General features: G+C 59.8%; 13 protein-coding genes and 1 tRNA gene. 10 read left to right on the forward strand and 4 right to left on the reverse strand.

Going from position 1 to position 15150, the window contains the following annotated elements; all coding sequences use genetic code 11:
• Positions 1-22: 22 nt before the first annotated feature.
• Genes ACZ5C3_RS01090 through tsaD form a run of 3 tightly spaced genes read right to left on the reverse strand, consistent with a single transcriptional unit; the run spans position 23 to position 2537 of the window.
• The gene (locus ACZ5C3_RS01090; RefSeq protein WP_464034625.1) at positions 23-436 is read right to left on the reverse strand and encodes an EVE domain-containing protein; all 414 of its coding nucleotides are present in this window, start codon (positions 434-436) and stop codon (positions 23-25) included.
• A gap of 14 nt (positions 437-450) precedes the next feature.
• On the reverse strand, positions 451-1431 hold the full coding sequence (locus ACZ5C3_RS01095; RefSeq protein ID WP_464038464.1) for an NAD(P)H-dependent glycerol-3-phosphate dehydrogenase: 981 nt from the start codon (positions 1429-1431) through the stop codon (positions 451-453).
• A 14-nt stretch (positions 1432-1445) separates the two neighbouring features.
• Positions 1446-2537: a tRNA (adenosine(37)-N6)-threonylcarbamoyltransferase complex transferase subunit TsaD gene (gene tsaD / locus ACZ5C3_RS01100; RefSeq protein WP_464034627.1), complete on the reverse strand. Its 1092-nt coding sequence runs from the start codon at positions 2535-2537 to the stop codon at positions 1446-1448.
• 204 nt (positions 2538-2741) lie between these two features.
• Between tsaD and ACZ5C3_RS01105 the strand changes: the two genes are divergently transcribed.
• From ACZ5C3_RS01105 to ACZ5C3_RS01120, 4 genes are all read left to right on the forward strand, one after another.
• A complete protein-coding gene (locus ACZ5C3_RS01105) occupies positions 2742-3470 on the forward strand; it encodes a uroporphyrinogen-III synthase (protein WP_464034629.1) in 729 nt (242 codons plus the stop codon).
• Positions 3471-3697: 227 nt separating this feature from the next.
• Positions 3698-4936: a COG4223 family protein gene (locus ACZ5C3_RS01110; protein ID WP_464034631.1), complete on the forward strand. Its 1239-nt coding sequence runs from the start codon at positions 3698-3700 to the stop codon at positions 4934-4936.
• A gap of 9 nt (positions 4937-4945) precedes the next feature.
• Entirely contained in the window at positions 4946-6694 is a 1749-nt protein-coding gene (locus ACZ5C3_RS01115; RefSeq protein WP_464044442.1) for a heme biosynthesis HemY N-terminal domain-containing protein, read from the forward strand.
• Positions 6695-6771: 77 nt separating this feature from the next.
• Positions 6772-6847: transfer RNA gene (locus ACZ5C3_RS01120), tRNA-Thr, on the forward strand.
• Between the two features lie 68 nt (positions 6848-6915).
• Here ACZ5C3_RS01120 and ACZ5C3_RS01125 read toward each other — a convergent pair.
• On the reverse strand, positions 6916-7860 hold the full coding sequence (locus tag ACZ5C3_RS01125) for an AraC family transcriptional regulator (protein ID WP_464044443.1): 945 nt from the start codon (positions 7858-7860) through the stop codon (positions 6916-6918).
• A gap of 125 nt (positions 7861-7985) precedes the next feature.
• On the opposite strand from ACZ5C3_RS01125, the gene ACZ5C3_RS01130 reads away from it, so the two are divergent.
• The 6 genes from ACZ5C3_RS01130 (at position 7986) to ACZ5C3_RS01155 (ending at position 15037) form a co-directional block, all read left to right on the forward strand.
• Positions 7986-8516, forward strand: a complete 531-nt coding sequence (locus tag ACZ5C3_RS01130) for a carboxymuconolactone decarboxylase family protein (RefSeq protein WP_464034632.1) — start codon at positions 7986-7988, stop codon at positions 8514-8516.
• Positions 8517-8566: 50 nt separating this feature from the next.
• Positions 8567-9055, forward strand: coding sequence for a YkgB family protein (locus tag ACZ5C3_RS01135; protein ID WP_464034634.1), 489 nt, complete (start codon positions 8567-8569; stop codon positions 9053-9055).
• A gap of 604 nt (positions 9056-9659) precedes the next feature.
• Positions 9660-11048, forward strand: a complete 1389-nt coding sequence (locus ACZ5C3_RS01140) for a cytochrome P450 (protein WP_464034636.1) — start codon at positions 9660-9662, stop codon at positions 11046-11048.
• Positions 11049-11256: 208 nt separating this feature from the next.
• Positions 11257-12390: a TRAP transporter substrate-binding protein gene (locus ACZ5C3_RS01145; protein ID WP_464034637.1), complete on the forward strand. Its 1134-nt coding sequence runs from the start codon at positions 11257-11259 to the stop codon at positions 12388-12390.
• Positions 12391-12500: 110 nt separating this feature from the next.
• Positions 12501-13169, forward strand: a complete 669-nt coding sequence (locus ACZ5C3_RS01150; RefSeq protein WP_464034639.1) for a TRAP transporter small permease subunit — start codon at positions 12501-12503, stop codon at positions 13167-13169.
• Positions 13166-15037, forward strand: coding sequence for a TRAP transporter large permease (locus ACZ5C3_RS01155; RefSeq protein ID WP_464044444.1), 1872 nt, complete (start codon positions 13166-13168; stop codon positions 15035-15037). The genes ACZ5C3_RS01150 and ACZ5C3_RS01155 overlap by 4 nt, the downstream gene beginning before the upstream one ends.
• Positions 15038-15150: the final 113 nt, after the last annotated feature.

Here is a 15150-nt window from a genome sequence, read left to right on the forward strand (position 1 = left end):
CCTCAACGTCGGTTGCTACGGCTCAAAGCCCGCCCATCTTGCAAATCAGCTTCCACTCCTCCGGCTTCACGCTCTGAACTGAGAGGCGTGATAACTTCAGCAACTCCATCTCAGCGAGCTTTGTCTCGGCTTTAGCGGAGACCAGCGTGACAGGGGTCTTCAGCGGTTTGTCGGCGGCAATATCGACGCAGACGAACTTGCCGGTCTCGTCGGTCGGATCCGGATAGTGCTCGCGGACGATCTCCACGATGCCGACAATCTCTTTGCCTTCGTTGGAGTGATAAAAGAAGGCGCGGTCGCCTTTCTTCATCTTCATCATGTTCAGCTTCGCGGTGTGATTGCGTACGCCGGTCCATGCCTCGCCTTTGGCCCCTTTTGCCACCTGCTGATCCCATGACCAGACCGAAGGTTCGGATTTCACCAGCCAATAAGCCATCGTTCCTGTCCTCTTTATCCTTCAGCCTTGAATGGCCGTGTCAGCAGCATGTCGATCGCTTCGTTGATCGTCAGCGCGCTGCCAAGAACAGCGGCCACGGCGCTTGCGATCGGCATTTCGACATTTTTCTGGCGCGCCAGCTCAACCAGCACAGGTGCTGTGAACTCACCTTCAGCGAGCTTGCCTTTTGGTGGCGCCTCGCCGCGCCCAAGTGCGACGCCATAGGAGAAATTGCGCGACTGTGAGCTTGAACAGGTGAGAAGCAAATCACCCAATCCTGAGAGACCTGAGATCGTCTCGGGCCGTGCGCCACAAGCACGACCAAGACGCATCAGTTCGGCAAATCCCCGCGTCGTCAGTGCGGCCTGTGCGGAGGCGCCGAGCTGCTTGCCCGCGACGATGCCGGCGGCAATCGCCAGAACGTTCTTTGCTGCGCCGCCGATCTCAACGCCGCGCACATCCGTGCTGTGGTAGGGCCGGAATGTATCCGAACCGAGCGCGTGCACCAGCGCGGTGGCAATTGTCTCATCAGTGGCAGCGAGAGTCACGGCTGTCGGCAGACCGCGCGCGACGTCGACATCAAAACTTGGTCCAGACAGAACCGCAGGCACGGCCTGTGGTAAAACCTTCGCGATAATTTCTGTCATGAATTGATGCGTGCCGCGCTCGATGCCTTTGGCGCAAACGATCGCAGGAATATCTTTCGCGAGGTGTGGTGCAAGCGATGTCGCGGCCTCGCGCAGGCTTTGGGCCGGTGTGACAAGCAAAAGGGCGTCGGCCACAGCGGCTTGCTTGAGATCGCTTGTCACGGCCACGGATGCTGTAAGCTTTATATTCGGAAGCCGCGGATTTTCCCGCGTACGTGAGATTGCTTCCGCTGCAACGGGATCACGCGCATAAAGAGTCACATTGCGCCCGGCGCGGGCGGCAGCATTCGCCAGCGCCGTGCCCCAGGCGCCAGCGCCGATCACCGAAATGTATTGATACGAAGGCATGGCCATCCGGGTGATCAATGCCGTGCGCGGGTGTTGGTGAACTTTGCAGGCGTCTGCGTGTTTTCGTCCAATCGCCAGCGGGCACGAGGCGCAGTGTCCATATCGTCGAGCAAGCCGAGCGCGAGTCGCTCCGCGCCTGCCCATGCGATCATCGCGCCATTGTCGGTGCAGAGTGCGGGCGGCGGAACGACCAGCGTCGTCTGTGCCCTGTCGGCGATCGCCTGCAACGCGCCTCGAATCGCGACGTTGGCGGCGACACCGCCTGCGGCGACAAGGGCGCTCGGGGGACCGAATTGATCCTGAAATAACCTCAAGCCGACACGGATACGATCTGCGGTTAGATCGAGCACCGCGGCCTGAAAGCTCGCGCAGAGATCGGCGATATCCTGCGGCTCGAGTGGATCCAGTCGCGCGGCTTCGTTGCGCACGGCCGTTTTCAACCCGGACAGGGAAAAATTCGCGTCAGGCCGGCCGACCATCGGACGGGGAAAGGGGAAGCGCATGGGGTCGCCATACACGGCGAGTTTCTCGACCTGAGGTCCTCCCGGATAGGGGAGGTCCAGCATTTTTGCGACCTTGTCGAAAGCCTCGCCGATGGCGTCGTCCAACGTGGTACCGAGGCGGACATATTGTCCGACACCGAGCACGGCGACGATCTGCGTGTGACCGCCCGAAGCCAGGAACAGGCAATAGGGGAACGGCAGCGGAACCGTCAGACGTGGCGTGAGCGCATGCGCTTCCAGGTGGTTGACGGCAATGAGCGGTGTGCCGTGGACGAGAGCGATGGCTTTTGCCGTAGTGAGGCCGACAATCACGCCACCGATCAGGCCGGGACCTGCGGCGGCGGCAACGCCCGTCAACGCATCGAACCGCGTGCCGGCATCTTCCATGGCGGTGCGGATGATGCCGTCGAGCATGTCCACATGGGCGCGCGCGGCGATTTCCGGAACCACGCCGCCAAACGGCGCATGTTCCTCGATCTGTGAACGCACCACATTGGACAGGATTCTGCCGCTGCCGTCGCCACGGCGTTCCACCACTGCGGCCGCAGTCTCATCGCAGGTGGTTTCGATCCCCAGCACCAGTGTGGGTTTGCCGTTTGTCAATTTCAGTCCTTGCCTTCGCGATCAAACCGGCGTTTCCCTTGTCCGTCTCGCCAGGGGCATTCGGCGCTGTGCCAACCTGGCGTCATCCAAAGGGATCATAAGCCATTCATGATCTTTAAATGGTCCTTGGGGTTCATAACGTGAAATCGTCATGCAGGCCATCCTTGCGTGAGCTTGTTGGAGCCCAAGTTGCTGGAGTCATGCATGGCCGTTCTCGTGACACGTCCCGCACCTGACAATCAAAGGACGGCGGCAGCTCTGCTTGCGCGGGGATATCACGCATTGTTGTCGCCGATGCTTCGTTTCGAAGCTGTCGCGTTCCAGGATGACGGTGCCGCATGTGAAGGTATCATTCTGACCAGCGCCAATGGGGTTCGCGCGCTTATCCATCACCCCGCGATGGAGCGCCTCGTGGACTCTCCTGCATTTACAGTGGGCGACCGGACGGCGGAGGCTGCGCGGCAGGCAGGATTTCGCAACGTCATCAGCGCAAAAGGGGATGCCGAGGCGCTGAGCGAACTTGTCATTAAGGCGGCTACCGCAGGGAAGATAAAACAAGATGCCGTGCTCTGTTACTTCGCGGGCGCTGATCGGGCGCGTGATTTCTCCGACGACCTTGGCGCGCACGGCTTTGAGGTCACCACCCGTACGGTTTATCGCATGGCTCCGGTGCGCGATTTATCGCCGGAGGTAAGCGGAGCTTTTGCTTCAGGCGAAATCGATGTGGTGCTGCATTATTCCCGTCGAACTGCGCGGGCGTTTCTCGCTGCCACACGGACCGATGGTATCGAAATTTCGGCCTTGGCTTTGCCGCAATGTTGCATCTCCGATGCCGTTGCTGCGGTGCTGCGCGAGGCAGGTGCCACGCAGATCATTGTGGCGCGCACGCCTGATGAAGAAGCTGTTATCGACGCCCTTGTGCGGTGTATCTGACGTTCGTATCAGAATTGGCCACACGTTCATCATACGAACGTCAGATACAAAACCGCACTAGATTCATGATTTTGCTAGTGTCCCTCAGGTTCTGACATTCGTAAACGAGCTAGCCGCAAACAGATACGAATGTCAGAACCGGGACACTCGACAGGACAATGCAACCATCGTTGCGGTAAAATATTCGCGTCGAATCTGATAGGTTTCGGCGACAGGAGTAAAGTTCGATGGATGACAACAAGCAAGACGATGCAGGTACGCCGCCTGCGGGAGGTTCGCGCAAGCGGCCGCCGCCAACCATCGAATTAACCGCCTCGGATGTTTCCGAAAGTCCCCAGCCCGCCGGGGAAGCGCAAGCCGCTGGACCGGACGACGTAAATCAGTCCGAACAAACACCGCCAGAAAATCGTGATGCCAACAACAAGCCAGCGCCGCGGAAATTTTCGACGCGATCTCGCCTGCTGTTGGTGACCTTACTCGCCTCCGCGGCAGCAGGCGCCTTTGCCGGGGGGCTCGTGCTCGGCGCGGCCTATATCGCAGGGTGGCAAAACGCGGCACCTCAGCCTGTTGTCTCTTCACCGATCGCGGCAAATGACGTATCCGCCAGGGCAGACATTGCTGCACTAGATACACGTGTCGCAAAAGTAGAATCGAACGCGACGAAGGCCGCCTCATCTTCGGTTGATGCCGCTGTGATTGCGCGCATCGATGCATTGGAAAAATCGATCACCTCGTTGCGAAACGACATCACGGCGGCTCGCGGCCAAAGCGAAAAGGCGGTTGCCGCGCTCGACGACATCAAATCCGCCCCGCGCGATAGCGCTGCACCATCAGTGGATGTATCGGCGATCGAACAGCGGCTCGATAAAGTCGAGCAGGCAACTGTCGCTTTGTCAGCTGTTGCGAATGCTCCGGCGCCTGCACCTGCACCGCAGCCGCCGGCGGAAGATCCGGCGCTGCGCCGTGTGGCTGCGGCAACTCTGTTAGACTCTCTGGTTCGTCAAGGCGAGCCGTATGCTGCCGCGCTCAATGCGGCCAAGTCGTTTGCGAGTGATGCTGATAAGCTAAAACCTCTCGACGCCTTCGCTGCAACGGGCGTACCGTCGTCACGTGCCTTACTGCGTGAGTTGGAACCGTTGTTGCCGAAGCTCGCATCTAAGCCGGAAGCTGCGCCGGCCTCAACAGGACTATTTGATCGCTTGCGGCAGAGTGCTGCGAAATTGGTTCGAATTCAAAGAACGGATGTTGCGGCCAGCGGCAATGATGCTGTGATTGCGCGTGTAACGACGGCGGCTGCGCATTCCGATCTCGATGCCGCAAAGCGTGCTGTGATGGAGTTGCCGGCGGCCGATCGCGCGCCCGTGCAATCATGGATCGAGAAGGTCGATGCACGTGATGCCGCGCTCGCGGCGTCCCGGCAATTTGCGTCAGATACGATGACAGCGCTTTCAGCCCCGGCGCGATAGGTAGTTTCGATGATCCGGATCATTTTGTTTCTTTTTCTAGTCGGTGTAGTTGCTCTCGGTGCTGCGGTCATTGCGGATCAAACCGGCGATGTCACGCTGTCATGGAGCGTTTGGCAAGTTCAGACGTCACTGCCGGTGCTGGCATTGGCGTTTGTCATCATCGTGTTTGTGGCGATGCTGCTCTGGTCGATGATGAGTGGTGTCCTCCGAACGCCTGAGCGGATCCGCCGGGGACGGCGTGATCGCCGTCACGCACGTGGGCGTCATGCCATCACGCAGGGCCTGATTGCGATCGGCACCGGCGATCATTTCGCCGCTCGTCGCCATGCGGATGTTGCGCGGCGTCTGGCGAAGGAAGATCCGTTAGCGATGCTGTTGCATGCCCAGTCGGCGCAACTCAACGGTGACCGCGAGGGTGCGCAGCGCGCCTTCCATGCCTTGGCTGAGCGCAAGGATACGCGCCTGCTCGGTTTGCGCGGCCTGTTCATCGAGGCGCAGCGGCGTGATGACGTCGTTTCCGCTGTCGCGTTGGCGGAGGAAGCGCTGAAAGTCGCGCCATCTGCAGCGTGGGCGTCGCATGCGGTGCTTGGCTTTCGTTGCAGCCGTGGCGATTGGGATGGTGCGCTGAAAATCCTGGAAACCGATCTGGCTTCCGGATTGATCGAGCCCGCGGCTTACAAGCGTCAGCGCGGCGTGTTGTTGACGGCTCGCGCGCTCGATCTCGAGACGAAAGACCGTGATCGTTCGCGCAACAGCGCAATGGAAGCCGTCAAGTTTGCGCCAACGCTGGTCCCTGCAGCGGTGCTGGGGGCAAAGTTTCTCAGCGAGCAGGGGCAGGCGCGCCGGGCTATGCGAATCGTCGAGGATGCCTGGAACCTACAGCCGCATCCGGACCTCGCGGATGCTTACGCCCACATCCGTCTCGGCGACTCGGCGGTTCAACGGCTGGCGCGAGTCGAGAAGTTGGCGGCAATGTCGCCAGGTCATATCGAGGGCGCACTTGCCATCGCTCGCGCAGCGATTGATGCGGGCGAGTTTGCTCGGGCCCGCGAGGCACTCAAGCCATTTATCGAGGCTCCCACTCAGCGCGTTGCGATCATGATGGCGGAGCTGGAACGCGCGGAGCATGGCGATGGCGGCGAGGCGCGAAGCTGGATGCTGCGCGCGGTTCGCGCTGCGCTGGATCCGGTGTGGACCGCTGACGGCTATGTGTCGGATCTCTGGCGGCCAGTGTCGCCGGTCTCCGGCCGCCTGGACGCGTTTCAGTGGCTGACGCCAGTGGCGGCGCTGCCATCGGACAAGGTGCCCGTCATCGATGCGGACATCATGAAGATGAAGGCGATTGTGAGCGAGCCCGTGATTGCGCCGCTTCCTCCCACGCTGACCAGGGCAGAAGACGCGGAGGAAGCGAAGGACGCGAAAGAAGATGTCTCGTCCGTGGCCGAGACAATTATCCAGGACAATTCGGTGACCCTAGAAAACGCGACAGTTGTTTCGGAGCCCTCAGATCCAGCACCCGCTGTTTCGTCGCCTCCCCCACCTCCGCCACCCGTCGGGGAGGTCGCGCCGCCGGTGTTCCGCCCGCGCCGCGAGCTGGAGAAGGCCCAGTCCATTCCGGCCGTCATCCCGATCATCCGGGCGCCGGATGACCCGGGCGTGGAGGATGAGATTCGCCGAGACGAATTTGACGATGAGATGAAACCGAGCGGCGCCCAGGAGGGTGGCTGGCGAGGATTTTTGTCCCGACTTGTCAGTTGATTAGCGGTTTCACGCGCTGATGTTCTTGCAAAGCAGCGCGTGGGCCGATATCAGGTGCGGGTACCGGTTCTGGGTCTGCCGCAATAGCTCAGTTGGTAGAGCACGTCATTCGTAATGACGGGGTCACAGGTTCGAGTCCTGTTTGCGGCACCACCGGGCGCCCCACAAAAAATAAGCGCGTCATCGGCCGTACTGCAGCGACCTCAGCGCCTATTGGAAACTCAATCCCTTGATTGTCCCGCACGGCGCCACTGTGCCGGTGTGACGCCCATGCGTTGCTTGAACGCGCGCTGAAAGGCGGCTTCCGATTGATAGCCGACGGCTTCTCCCACAGCTCCGACCGAGGCCGATGATGTCCGCAGTTCATTGGCGGCCAGCGTCATGCGGATATCGGTCAACAGATCGCTAGCGGAACGGCCCAGCCGTTCCTGGAAATAGCGCGCGATGGTGGCGCGGGACATGTTGCAGAGCTCTGCTAGCTCCGGAAGCGTCCATGGGCGTGCAGGTTCAAGAAACAACGCTCTCAAAGCGGGAGCGAGGCGAGGCTGACTGGCGAGAGCCAGCAAGCCCGTCGGCGCTTCGTCTGATTCGCCGGAGAAGCGCAGGGTCAGAGCGAAAAGCGCGGCGGAAAGGGCATTGAGCATGGCCTGCCCGCCGAGGTTTTCGCTGCCGGCCTCCGCCCGCATCAACTCCATCAGGGCTGTGAGCTGAGCGCCCGTTCCCGACGCTGTCGCGTTGTTGTCAGGTTTCGTCGTGCTTACAATCAGACGTGGAGGCAGGTAGCTCAACAAAAGGCGATCGTGCGGTGGCGCGAGGATGAAGCGCCCGCAGAGCATATCCAGCCGCGCACCGGTGCCTGCATTCTCGCTGATGATGAAGTTCAGGCCGTCGCGATTGTTGGCCTTGCCCGGGCGGCGTCCGCTGCCGTCGTGCAGAACGTGCGCGCCGCCATGGGGCAGCAACAGGATATCGCCAGCAGTCAGATGCTGCGGCGGGCCACCGTCCAGGTCATCCAGCACCGCCGAGCCGCCAACAATCACGTGATACGGCATCTCTCCCCGCTCGGACACCTCGTAGGCCACGCGCCACGGCGCACCGTAGTGGCAGCGCAATTCGAGCTGCCCGCTGACGGGCATCATTGTGAGGAGGTTACTAAGCCAATCCATCGAGGAGCCTTCAAGATGAGACGATTGAGCATATCATTGAGATAAACGAATATCAACAGTCTCAATTCCGCTCTGTAGGGTGACACCGTTGCTTCAACAAACCCTCGCACAAAGGAGTGTCACCCATGACCCGCATTGCTAACCCTTCCGTTGAATCCGCCGCCACCGCTGAAGTCTATGCCCAGATCAAAAAGGCCGTTGGCAAGGTGCCGAATACTTTTGTCGCTATCGGCGCTCACGGCCCTGCCGCGCTGAAGGCGATCCTGCAGGCCGATGCCGTGCTCGCGACTAGCACGCTGAGCAAGCAAGATCAGGAAACCATCAAACTGCTCGTCAGCGAAGTTGCAGGTTGCGACTACTGTGTCGCTGCGCACTCCCTGCTCGGCAAAATGACGGGTCTCGCGCCTGATGTTCTGAAGCAGATCCGTGCGGGCCAGCCCACGGGCGATGCCAAGCGCGATGCTCTGGTTCGCTTCGTCGGCAAGCTGGCAAAGACGAGCGGCACCATCAGCGACGAAGAGTTCTCGGCCATCAGAGCCGCTGGTTACACCGATCAGCAACTGGTCGACATCAGCCTGGCGATTGCCGTGACGACCTTCACCAACGTCTTCAACCGCATCAATGACACCGCCATCGACTTCCCCGCAGTCGCTTGAAGCGACGCGGCCGGCAAAGTCACGGCTTCACACAGATTAGGAATGGAACAATGAACACTCTCATCAATATTTTGAATCGGTCCGGTCTTCTGAAGGACGACCTCGACTACCACCTCGTTCGTGCCTCGATGGTGATCATCTTCCTGTTCTTCGGTTATCAGAAGTGGTTCGAATACGAAGCGCAGATCCTGATTCCCTACATCAGCAACGGCCCGCTGATTTCCTGGATGTACCCGGTGTTCGGTATTCGCGGCGCCAGCACGTTCCTCGGTGTCGCTGAGTGGACCTTCGGTGCCCTTATCTTCGCCGGTTTCTGGAATAAGACGGCGGGCATACTCGGTGCGCTGGGATCGATCGCGACCTTCATCGGCACCGTCACCATCATCCCCTTCATGCCGAATGGCTGGGCTGAATCCGCCGGAGGTTTCCCGGCAATGGTCGGCAACGTTCCCTTCCTGATGAAGGACGTCGTTCTTCTTGCTGCATCAGTCTACTTGTTGAAGCAAGATGTCGTGCGAGTGTCGGCCGCACACGGCTGACATGGTCATGGGTCTGATGCAGCGGCCGGCGGGATCAACAGTCCCGCCGGCCACTGCATTTCTTTATGCCGTTTTGCGCGGTGAGCACGAGATATCCTGGATCAGTGAGATCGCCGATCGCGTTTTGAGTGCTTGCGCGGGGCGGTTTTCACGTCGGGAGGCGCCGTTGGCTGGAGTGCTTTACGAGATTCAACCAGCGCGCGGTCATATCCTGGAGATGTTGTGGTCGTCGGCGGTCGCGCTGCCGCCGGTGAGACTGCGAACCAGCAAGCAAATGTGAGCATTGCACACGCTATTCCAGTCTTGGGGGCCATCTTCATAGGCACCTTCTGTTTGTTCGGCAAATCGATGAGTGGGCTATCCGAGCTTAGACATCGCGCGCTCTGCGTCCAGAGCATAACCCCCTGCGACAAACATCCTTACCCGTGTTGGTCGCGAAGTCGTTGCGATCTCCCTGCGCCTGTGTCGAAATGCGTTTCGCGCGGGAGCCACGGCGAATTGATCGAAAACGGCCGCCTGGCAGCTATAGGTGTGTCGGGCGACCATCCACTTGCCGCACTTGCGCGTTGTAGTGCTATCGAACCGCTGAAGGGTGAGGCGCCGCGTGAGCATTGCAGAAAGTTTTGATTCATCGAATCAACGAAAGCCGCTGATCCCGCCGCGGCCGCCGCTGGCGCCGGAGAATCTGACAGCGCTCGACCGCTTGTCTCTGATCCGTAGAAACGCGATCGCAAGCTGGGGCAAGGAAGCGTACGAAGAGGACATCGTCAGAGGACGATTCTTCCGCCGCAGCAGCTTCATCCTCAATACGCCGGAGGCAATCCGGCATGTTCTGGTCGATAACTACGAAAACTATACCCGGACGCCTGCCGGCTTCCGCGTCTTGCGGCCGATCCTCGGTGAGGGGCTTTTGCTCGCCGAGGGTCGCGCCTGGAAGACCCAGCGCCGGACGTTGGCGCCCGCTTTCTCGCCGCGTGCGGTCCCGCTGCTCGTGCCGCATATGGTGTCCGCCATCGATGACGCGATCGCCGCTCTTGATGCCAAGCGCGGCTTGCCCGTTGATCTGCGTGAAGCCATGCAGCATCTCGCGCTGGATGTCGCCGGGCGCACGATGTTTTCATTCTCGACTGCGCGACATGGTGCGGCGCTGCGAGGCTTCGTCAACGATTACGGCGAACGTCTCGCGCAACCGCAATTCCTTGATCTACTATTGCCGCTCGGCTGGCCGAGCCCGAAGGATATTTCGCGCGCGCTCTTCCGGCGCAAATGGACTCGCTTCATGAGCATGCTTATTGCTGAGCGAAAGGCGATGAGGGTGGAGAGCGGCGCTCCACGAGATTTGTTCGATCTGATGGTGGCGGCACGCGATCCCGAGACCAATGAGGCGTTCACAGACGCTCAGCTCGGTGATCAAGTCTCGACGATGATCCTTGCGGGTCACGAAACGACGGCGACGGCGCTGTTCTGGGCGCTCTATATTCTGTCGCTCGATCCGTCGACACAGGAACAGGTTGCCCAGGAAGCAAACGCTGCGGTGCTTTCAGGCGGTGCGCTGGATATTTCCCAGCTCACGTTGACCCGCGCTGTCATCGACGAAACCTTGAGGCTCTATCCGCCAGCGTTTCTGATCGTGCGGGCCGCCCTCGGACCGGATGTGGTGGCCGGCATGGCGATTGCGCGCGGAGATGTTCTGATGGTGGCGCCGTGGGTCTTGCATCGGCATGAAAAGCTTTGGCGCGATCCTAATGCGTTCGAGCCGATACGCTTTCTCCCGGGCAGTCCGCAGCCCGATAAATTCGCCTACCTGCCTTTCGGGGTCGGTCCGCGTGTTTGTATCGGCGCACAATTTGCAATCACCGAAGCAACGCTGGCGCTGGCGAAAGTAATCGGGACATTCAAAGTCGAGCTTCTCGACAAGGCGCCGATCTCGCCGATAGCCGTCGTGACCACGCAGCCTGATCGCTCCCCGATGTTTCGGGTCGAGCGACGCTAGTCTTTAGGCACGTTGCGCTGCAACGGAATGAATTTCCTAGGGTGCGCGCTATCCGCATTATTCCAAAGTCGGATGAAAGCTTAACGCAAGGCGCGTCGTAGCGTCGCATCACGCCGATCATTGTTGCAAATCCCCAGCGCAAGCCCTTGTCTTGCGATCAATCACAAGAAGCCAATCAAAACGGCTGACTTAAGCAGGGGAGAACACAATGACCGAATCGAAGAAAGACAAGCCGACACGCCGCCGCTTTTTGAAAGCGGCGGCGGCCGGTGCGGCTGCGACTGTCGCAACACCGGCGATCGCGCAATCGCAGGGACCGATCAGCATGCGCTGGCAGAGCACATGGCCGGCGAAAGATATCTTCCACGAGTACGCGCTGGACTACGCCAAGAAGGTCAACGACATGACCGGTGGCGATCTCAAGATCGAAGTGCTGCCCGCGGGCGCCGTCGTTCCGGCGTTTGGCCTGCTCGACGCAGTCTCAAAGGGGACACTCGACGGTGGACACGGTGTGCTCGTCTACCACTACGGCAAGCAAACTGCGTTGGCCTTGTGGGGATCCGGGCCCGGTTACGGAATGGACGCCAACATGCTGCTCGCCTGGCACAAGTATGGCGGCGGCAAGGAGTTGCTGGCAAAGCTTTACGCGTCGATCGGCGCAAACGTCGTCTCGTTTCCCTATGGGCCAATGCCGACGCAGCCACTTGGCTGGTTCAAGAAGCCAGTGACCAAGTCGGACGATCTGAAGGGCACAAAATTCCGCACCGTCGGCATCTCGATCGACGTGTTCACCGGCCTGGGTGCCGCGGTCAACGCGTTGCCTGGTGGTGAAATCGTCTCGGCGATGGATCGCGGCCTGCTCGATGCGGCCGAGTTCAACAACGCATCGTCGGACCGTATTCTCGGTTTCCCTGATGTCTCCAAGATCTGCATGCTGCAGAGCTATCATCAGAATGCCGAACAGTTCGAAATCATGTTCAACAAGACCAAGTACGACGCGCTGCCGGAGAAGATGAAGGCGATCATCGCCAACGCGACGGAGGCTGCGAGCCAGGACATGACGTGGAAAGCGATCGATCGCTATTCCAAGGACTACGAGGAGATGCAGACCAAGGACAAGGTCAAATTCTACAAGACGCCTGACTCGGTCCTGCAGAGGCAGCTTGAGGTTTACGACGAGGTTGTCGCCAAGAAGTCTACGGAAAATCCGCTGTTCAAGGAGATCGTCGAATCCCAACTGGCGTTTGCCAAACGCGCAACGCAATGGGAGCAGGATACGGTGGTCAACCGGCGCATGGCTTATAATCACTACTTCGGGCCGAACGCCAAGAAGAAGACCTAACGGAATCACCTGCTGCGATTGGGGCATCATCCGGGATCAAAATCCCGGGTGGTGCTTCGTATCGTTTCAAGAATTTTTGACGATCCTCATACTTTGGCGGGCGCACGCACATGAAAGCGCAGCGTTTATTATACACCATCGACGGTATCAGCACGTGGACCGGAAAGATCGCGGCGTGGTTGATCATCGGCCTGATGACTCTCGTATGTCTCGAGGTCTTCAAGCGCTACATCATCAACATGCCGACCGCGTGGATCTTCGATGCGTCGAACATGCTGTACGGCACACTGTTTATGCTCTGTGGCGCGTACACGCTGGCGCAGAACGGCCACGTGCGCGGCGATTTTCTCTACAGTTCGATGCGTCCACGCACCCAGGCCTTATTGGACTTTGTGCTCTACATTGTGTTTTTTCTGCCCGGTATCGCCGCCCTCGTTTATGCCGGTTGGGACTACGCCTACGACTCCTGGCGCATCAATGAACATTCGAACGTCACGGCCGATGGCCCTCCGGTCTACCACTTCAAATTCATGATCCCGCTCGCGGGCGCATTGTTGCTGCTGCAAGGCCTGGCGGAAATCATGCGCAGCGTCATTTGTCTCAGGACAGGAGTATGGCCGGAACGTCTGAAGGACGTCTCCGAGATCGACGTGGTGGAGGAGCAACTCGCTCAAAGCCAGTACGTCGATGAAGCATCACGCAAGATGGCGATCGAGCAGGCGCAAAATATTGAAGAGAGCGCGCGGCAACGCGGCATGGGCGGGGAATTGAATCGATGAGCGATCCGGCACTTGGACTTTTGATGCTCGGGCTCATCGTGGTCGTCATCATGATGGGTTTCCCGACGGCCTTCACGCTGATGGGCCTCGGCATGTTCTTCGGCTTCTTTGCCTATCATCGTGCCGGAGAAGCCTGGGGCGATAATCACATCTTCGACCTGATGGTCCAGCGCACTTACGGCGCGATGACCAACGACGTGCTGATCTCCATCCCGCTCTTCGTGCTGATGGGCTACGTGATGGAACGCGGCGCGCTGGTGGACAAGATGTTCTATTCGATCCAGCTTGCGTTCCGCCGCGTGCCTGCATCGCTTGCTGTGGCGACGCTGATCGTCTGTACGTTCTGGGGGATCGCCAGCGGCCTTGTCGGCGCGGTGGTGGTGCTCATGGGCGTAATTGCCTTCAACCCGATGCTGAAGGCCGGTTATGACGTGAAGCTTGCTTCGGGCGTCATCACTGCGGGCGGTACGCTCGGTATTCTGATTCCGCCATCGGTCATGATCATTGTTTACGCTGCCGTGGCGGGGCAGTCGGTCGTCAAACTTTACGCGGCGGCAATGTTCCCGGGATTTTTCCTGGCGTTGCTCTACCTGATCTACATTATCGGGTGGGCATTGCTGAATCCCAAGATCGCACCAAAGCTGTCCGAGGAAGAGACACGTGTGCCGGTGCGGCCTTGGGTCAGTCAGCTTCAGCAAAGCTACTCCCGCAAATTGCTGCCGGCGTTGCTCGCAGCGGTGTTGGCGCCGTCGAAGGCCCTGGCAATCACGGCTGACGGCGTTCACGTCGGTTACAAGATGTTGCTCAAGAACCTCGGCTTTGCACTGGTTCCGCTGGTGCTCACGTTGGGAACGTTGTGGGGCGCATGGTGGTATGTTGTGATCCACCAGCAGCCGGATATCGCGTCACCGACCGCGACGGCCGTCGAGCAACTCGGCAGCGGGGCAAGCCAGTCAACGGAGCCCGCAGAAGAAAAGCTTGAAGAGCTGGGTGGTTCGGCCGGCGCCGCGAGCAGTGAAAAGGAAGGTGCGTCCGAGACCCTACAGCAGATGGGCAGCGCTGAACTGCAGAAGGGCGGAACAGCAGCCCCTGTGGCGGCGGGGCCGCCCCCGCAGTTCTACACTTACTTTGCCTTTACGGCGGCGATCCTGCTGCTGCTGCTGTTTTACTATTATTGGACCATGGAAGCGGAGCAGTTCGAGGTTCTTCGGCTGCTGATCACGTCGGTGATGCCGCTGGGCATCCTGACGGTGATAGTGCTTGCAGTGATCCTGCTCGGAATCACGACCGCCACAGAGTCGGCTGCTGTCGGAGCGGCCGGTGCTTTCCTGCTCGCCTTCCAGGCGCGAACCCTGGACTGGAAGCGCACCAAGGAAGCCGTCTTCCTGACGGCGAAGACGACGTCGATGGTGTGCTGGCTGTTCGTCGGCTCTGCCCTGTTCTCGGCAGTGTTCGCCATCCTCGGCGGGCAGGCGCTGCTGGAAAGCTGGGTGCTGTCGCTGAACCTGACGCCACTTCAGTTCATGATCCTGTCGCAGGCGATCATCTTCATTCTGGGCTGGCCGCTGGAATGGACCGAGATCATCGTGATCTTCGTGCCGATCTTCCTGCCGATGCTCAAACATTTCGGCATCGATCCGATCCTGTGGGGCGTGCTGGTGTTCGTCAATCTGCAGGCGGCATTCCTGTCGCCGCCGGTAGCGATGTCGGCCTTCTATCTGAAAGGAGTGGCGCCATCCCACGTGACGCTCAATCAGATCTTTGGCGGCATGATGCCCTATATGTTGATCGTCATCATTTGCATGGTGCTCATGTACATATGGCCGGGTCTGACGCTTTGGCTGCCGGAGTATCTCTACGGCAACTGAGGGGTTGCGTTCTGGCCGCGCCAGAATGCCCGCGGATGATACGAAAATGTGACAGGCGGCCGTTTCACCGGCCACCTTAGGCCACCTTAGGCCGCCTTAGGTCGCATGGATTG

The organism is Afipia dichlorophenoxyacetatis (assembly GCF_055386385.1).

What these genes read in the sequence shown, in the direction of transcription:
- ACZ5C3_RS01155 (WP_464044444.1), top strand. Translation starts at nt 13,166, where the DNA reads ATGAGCGATCCGGCACTTGGACTTTTGATGCTCGGGCTCATCGTGGTC.
- ACZ5C3_RS01110 (WP_464034631.1), top strand. Translation starts at nt 3,698, where the DNA reads ATGGATGACAACAAGCAAGACGATGCAGGTACGCCGCCTGCGGGAGGT.
- ACZ5C3_RS01135 (WP_464034634.1), top strand. Translation starts at nt 8,567, where the DNA reads ATGAACACTCTCATCAATATTTTGAATCGGTCCGGTCTTCTGAAGGAC.
- ACZ5C3_RS01115 (WP_464044442.1), top strand. Translation starts at nt 4,946, where the DNA reads ATGATCCGGATCATTTTGTTTCTTTTTCTAGTCGGTGTAGTTGCTCTC.
- ACZ5C3_RS01090 (WP_464034625.1), bottom strand. Translation starts at nt 436, where the DNA reads ATGGCTTATTGGCTGGTGAAATCCGAACCTTCGGTCTGGTCATGGGAT.
- ACZ5C3_RS01125 (WP_464044443.1), bottom strand. Translation starts at nt 7,860, where the DNA reads ATGGATTGGCTTAGTAACCTCCTCACAATGATGCCCGTCAGCGGGCAG.
- ACZ5C3_RS01130 (WP_464034632.1), top strand. Translation starts at nt 7,986, where the DNA reads ATGACCCGCATTGCTAACCCTTCCGTTGAATCCGCCGCCACCGCTGAA.
- ACZ5C3_RS01145 (WP_464034637.1), top strand. Translation starts at nt 11,257, where the DNA reads ATGACCGAATCGAAGAAAGACAAGCCGACACGCCGCCGCTTTTTGAAA.
- ACZ5C3_RS01105 (WP_464034629.1), top strand. Translation starts at nt 2,742, where the DNA reads ATGGCCGTTCTCGTGACACGTCCCGCACCTGACAATCAAAGGACGGCG.
- ACZ5C3_RS01150 (WP_464034639.1), top strand. Translation starts at nt 12,501, where the DNA reads ATGAAAGCGCAGCGTTTATTATACACCATCGACGGTATCAGCACGTGG.
- ACZ5C3_RS01095 (WP_464038464.1), bottom strand. Translation starts at nt 1,431, where the DNA reads ATGCCTTCGTATCAATACATTTCGGTGATCGGCGCTGGCGCCTGGGGC.